5 protein-coding genes are annotated in these 3,413 nt (G+C 54.6%); all 5 read left to right on the forward strand.

The features are described from left to right. Positions 1 to 402 (forward strand): arylsulfatase (locus VGK48_07480; GenBank protein HEY2381009.1); only part of this gene is annotated, 402 nt, incomplete at its 5' end. Positions 403 to 495: 93 nt separating this feature from the next. Further along, positions 496 to 1,959: an arylsulfatase gene (locus tag VGK48_07485; protein HEY2381010.1), complete on the forward strand. Its 1,464-nt coding sequence runs from the start codon at positions 496 to 498 to the stop codon at positions 1,957 to 1,959. Continuing rightward, positions 1,956 to 2,396, forward strand: coding sequence for a hypothetical protein (locus tag VGK48_07490; GenBank protein ID HEY2381011.1), 441 nt, complete (start codon positions 1,956 to 1,958; stop codon positions 2,394 to 2,396). Before VGK48_07485 ends, VGK48_07490 begins: the two co-directional genes overlap by 4 nt. Positions 2,397 to 2,571: 175 nt before the next feature. Beyond that, positions 2,572 to 2,928 carry a hypothetical protein gene (locus VGK48_07495; protein HEY2381012.1) on the forward strand — a complete coding sequence of 119 codons (357 nt, stop codon included), beginning with the start codon at positions 2,572 to 2,574 and terminating at the stop codon, positions 2,926 to 2,928. A 65-nt stretch (positions 2,929 to 2,993) separates the two neighbouring features. Then, positions 2,994 to 3,413 (forward strand): hypothetical protein (locus VGK48_07500; protein ID HEY2381013.1); only part of this gene is annotated, 420 nt, incomplete at its 3' end.

The following is a 3,413-nucleotide window of genomic DNA, read 5'->3' on the forward strand; positions in this document are numbered from 1 at the left end:
AAAGATGGCAAGCCAACCTATGAGTATAACTGGTTTGGCGAAGCGCGCTATCGGGTAAGGAGTTCCCAGAAGCTTTCACCTGGATCCGCAACCATCCGTATGGAGTTCAAGTACGATGGCGGAGGAATCGCCAAGGGGGGCGCAGTCGGTCTGTTCATGAACGACAAGAAAGCGGGCGAAGGTCGGATCGACAAGACTGAACCGGTGCGATTTTCAGCCAACGAAACTTTGGACACGGGCCTGGACTCCGCGTCTCCAGTCAGCATCGAGTATCAGGCGCCGTTCCGATACACTGGGACATTGAAGAAAGTGGAAATCGACGTTGCCCCGGCACAGCTCAGCGCGACCGATCGGGAGAAGTTCCGCAACGCGGAACGTGATGCGGCGATGGCTATCGAATGATCCAAGAAGATGACCTACGAGCTCATGTAGAAACAAGGAAGGAAACCCAGGATAAAAGCCAAGCTTGCTATCTACTCGTTAAGTGTCGCGCTGGTGGCGATCAAAACGGTTGAGGCACAGTCTAGTCCGCTGCCAGCCGGCGATGGCAAGAAGCCCGCCACCGCCGAGGCTACGACGGGTAAACCGAATATTGTCTTCATCCTGATGGACAATCTCGGTTACGGTGAGCCCGGTTGTTACGGCGGCGGCATCGTTCGGGGCGCGGCCACGCCTCGGATCGACAAGCTCGCGACTGAAGGCACGCGACTTGTGAACTTTAATGTCGAGGCGCAATGCACACCAAGCCGCTCGGCGCTTATGACCGGACGCTTTGCCATTCGTTCGGGGACGCATTCGGTTCCAATCGGCGGCGGCCTCGAAGGACTCACCCAGTGGGAAGTAACTATCGCCGAGTTACTCTCTGGTGCTGGCTATGCCACCGGCCATTTCGGCAAATGGCATCTCGGCAGTGAACAGGGCCGGTTGCCTAACGACCAGGGCTTCGACGAGTGGTATGGGATCCCGCGCACCACGGACGAGGTTTTCGCGCCCTCGGACGCGGCAGCGAAGGCGGCGGGCGTCATTTTCGAGCAGATCATGGAAGGCAGGAAGGGCGAGAAAAGTCACGAGCTTCAGGTTTATGACCTGGAGCAGCGCCGCCTGATCGACGCGGAGATCACGCGGCGGACGATCGACTTCATGAAGCGAAGCGCGCAATCGGGCAAACCGTTCTATGCCTACGTTCCATTCACGCTCGTGCATTTCCCAACCTTGCCGAACCCAAAGTTCGCTGGCACGACCGGTTACGGCGATTTCCCGGACTCGCTCGCGGAAATGGACGCGCACGTGGGCGAGATCCTGGACGTGATCGATCAATTGCACATCCGCGACAACACCATTGTCGTCTTCACGAGCGACAACGGTCCAGAAGCAACCTGGCCTTGGCAGGGATCATCCGGCCCGTGGCGCGGTTATTACTTCACACACATGGAAGGTTCGTTACGGGTGCCTTTCATCATTCGCTGGCCTAAACGGATTCCCGCCGGCCGCGTGAGTAACGAGATCGTTCACGAGGTCGATACCTACACGACGTTCGCGAAAATCGCCGGCGCATCTGTGCCGCAGGATCGCGCGATCGATGGCCTAGACCAAACGGATTTCCTGCTTGGCAAATCCGAGAAATCCAATCGCCAAGGGTTTCCGGTTTACGTGGCCGATCGTCTGGAAGCGGTCAAATGGAAGAATTGGAAAGTGGTCTTCTACGACGAAGAGCGAGACTGGTGGACGCCGCCCACAAAACTAAGTAACCCAAAGGCATTCGATCTCATCACTGACCCAAAAGAGGAATACCCACAGACAGGACTAAGAAGCTCATGGATCGCCGGACCGGCGATGAAGGTTGCGGCCGAGTTCGAGGAAAGCCTGAAGAAACATCCGCCAATCGCGCCCGGCACGGCGGATCCGTACAAACCACCGAAATTACCACAACTCAGCAAAGAAAACCCAAAGGAGCGATGAACCTTCCGCCTGAAATTGAGTTTCACGAAGACTTTCCGCTGCTCATTTATCGACCGCGCGGTTTGATCGACGAGGCGGAGATTAACAGGGTCATCGGTGTTATCGAAGGTATTGAAGCCGCATCGCAGCAGCCTTTCAATCGATTCTCCGATACGTCAGACACCCATGAAGTTGAGCTCAACTTCAGATATGTTATCCACGTTTCTATTCATCGGCGTCTTTCTCATAAGGGTCGCGCGCCGGTGAAGTCAGCCATTCTCGCTACCGATTCCACTGTTGTTCATTACGCTCGGTTGCTTGCCGTACTGACTCAAGGTTCCTCGATCACGGTCCGTGTATTCCAGGACCGCAAAGAGGCGGCACAATGGTTGGGCGTCCCGCTCGAACTGCTGGCGGTGAAGTGCGACGATGGTGATCAGAGTAACAGCAGAAAGTAAACATGAAACCAAAACACACACTCACGACGCATGATCGACTGCTGTGGCATGAGTGGAGATTATTGGAATGAACAAAATAATACTGCCTCCCGATGTCGAGTTTCACAAAGACATTCGGCTCCTTGTCCATAGGCCGCGGGGCTTGCTAAACAAGCAGGTTGTTAACAGGATTACAATGTTTATTGGAGAACTCGAGCATTCCTTGCAAGAACCTTTCAATCGATTCTTCGACGCAGTGGACGCCGATGCAGTTGACTTCAACTTCAAATACATCATTCACGTTTCGCTCTATCGACGCTTGGTCTACGGCAATCGGCCGCCGATAAAATCGGCGATTCTCGCGACCGATGCTACAATGACCCATTACGGCAGGTTGCATGCATTACTGACTCAAGGTTCTCCGATCAAAGTACGCGTGTTTCAGGATCGCAAAGAAGCCGCGCAATGGCTCAATGTCCCGATCGAACGGCTAACGCCGAAATCCGCAGGCAGTGAAACATCAAGCTTTAAGCAATCCAACGGGAGCAAATAGAGTTAATGGAGAGAAATTTCGCTGTTGCCTTTGTTATCTCCTGTTCTGACCAGAGAAGGTAAAACATGAAAACAAAAAACCAGCTGATTAATCCAATTCTGTTAGGCGCATTCGTCCTGACACTTTGCGTTTCATTCGCCCCTCGTGCTCTTGCAGTTGAAGGTGGCTTAGGGCGCCCGATGTCCGGCATGCAGATCGCGCCGTTTGCCGGCCTCGTGCCCCCCGAACCGGGCCTCGCGGTGTTGACGGGTGAAACTTACTATGAGGGCTCCATTGGTGGCGCTACGACTGTGCCCATCGCAGGGCTCCTTGCCGCGAACGTCGATATGAAGGCGGCGTTTACTCCGATCGGATTGCTCGACATCTGGCCCACGCCAACCAAGACTTGGAACTTCGCCTCGGTTGTTAACTTTCCGCTGGCCTGGGTTGAAGTCGAAGCCAATCTTTCCCTTGGCCCATTCACAGTCCGAAAAAAAGAGAGCATG

This window comes from Terriglobia bacterium (assembly GCA_036496425.1).
Lineage (GTDB): Bacteria > Acidobacteriota > Terriglobia > 20CM-2-55-15 > 20CM-2-55-15 > 20CM-2-55-15.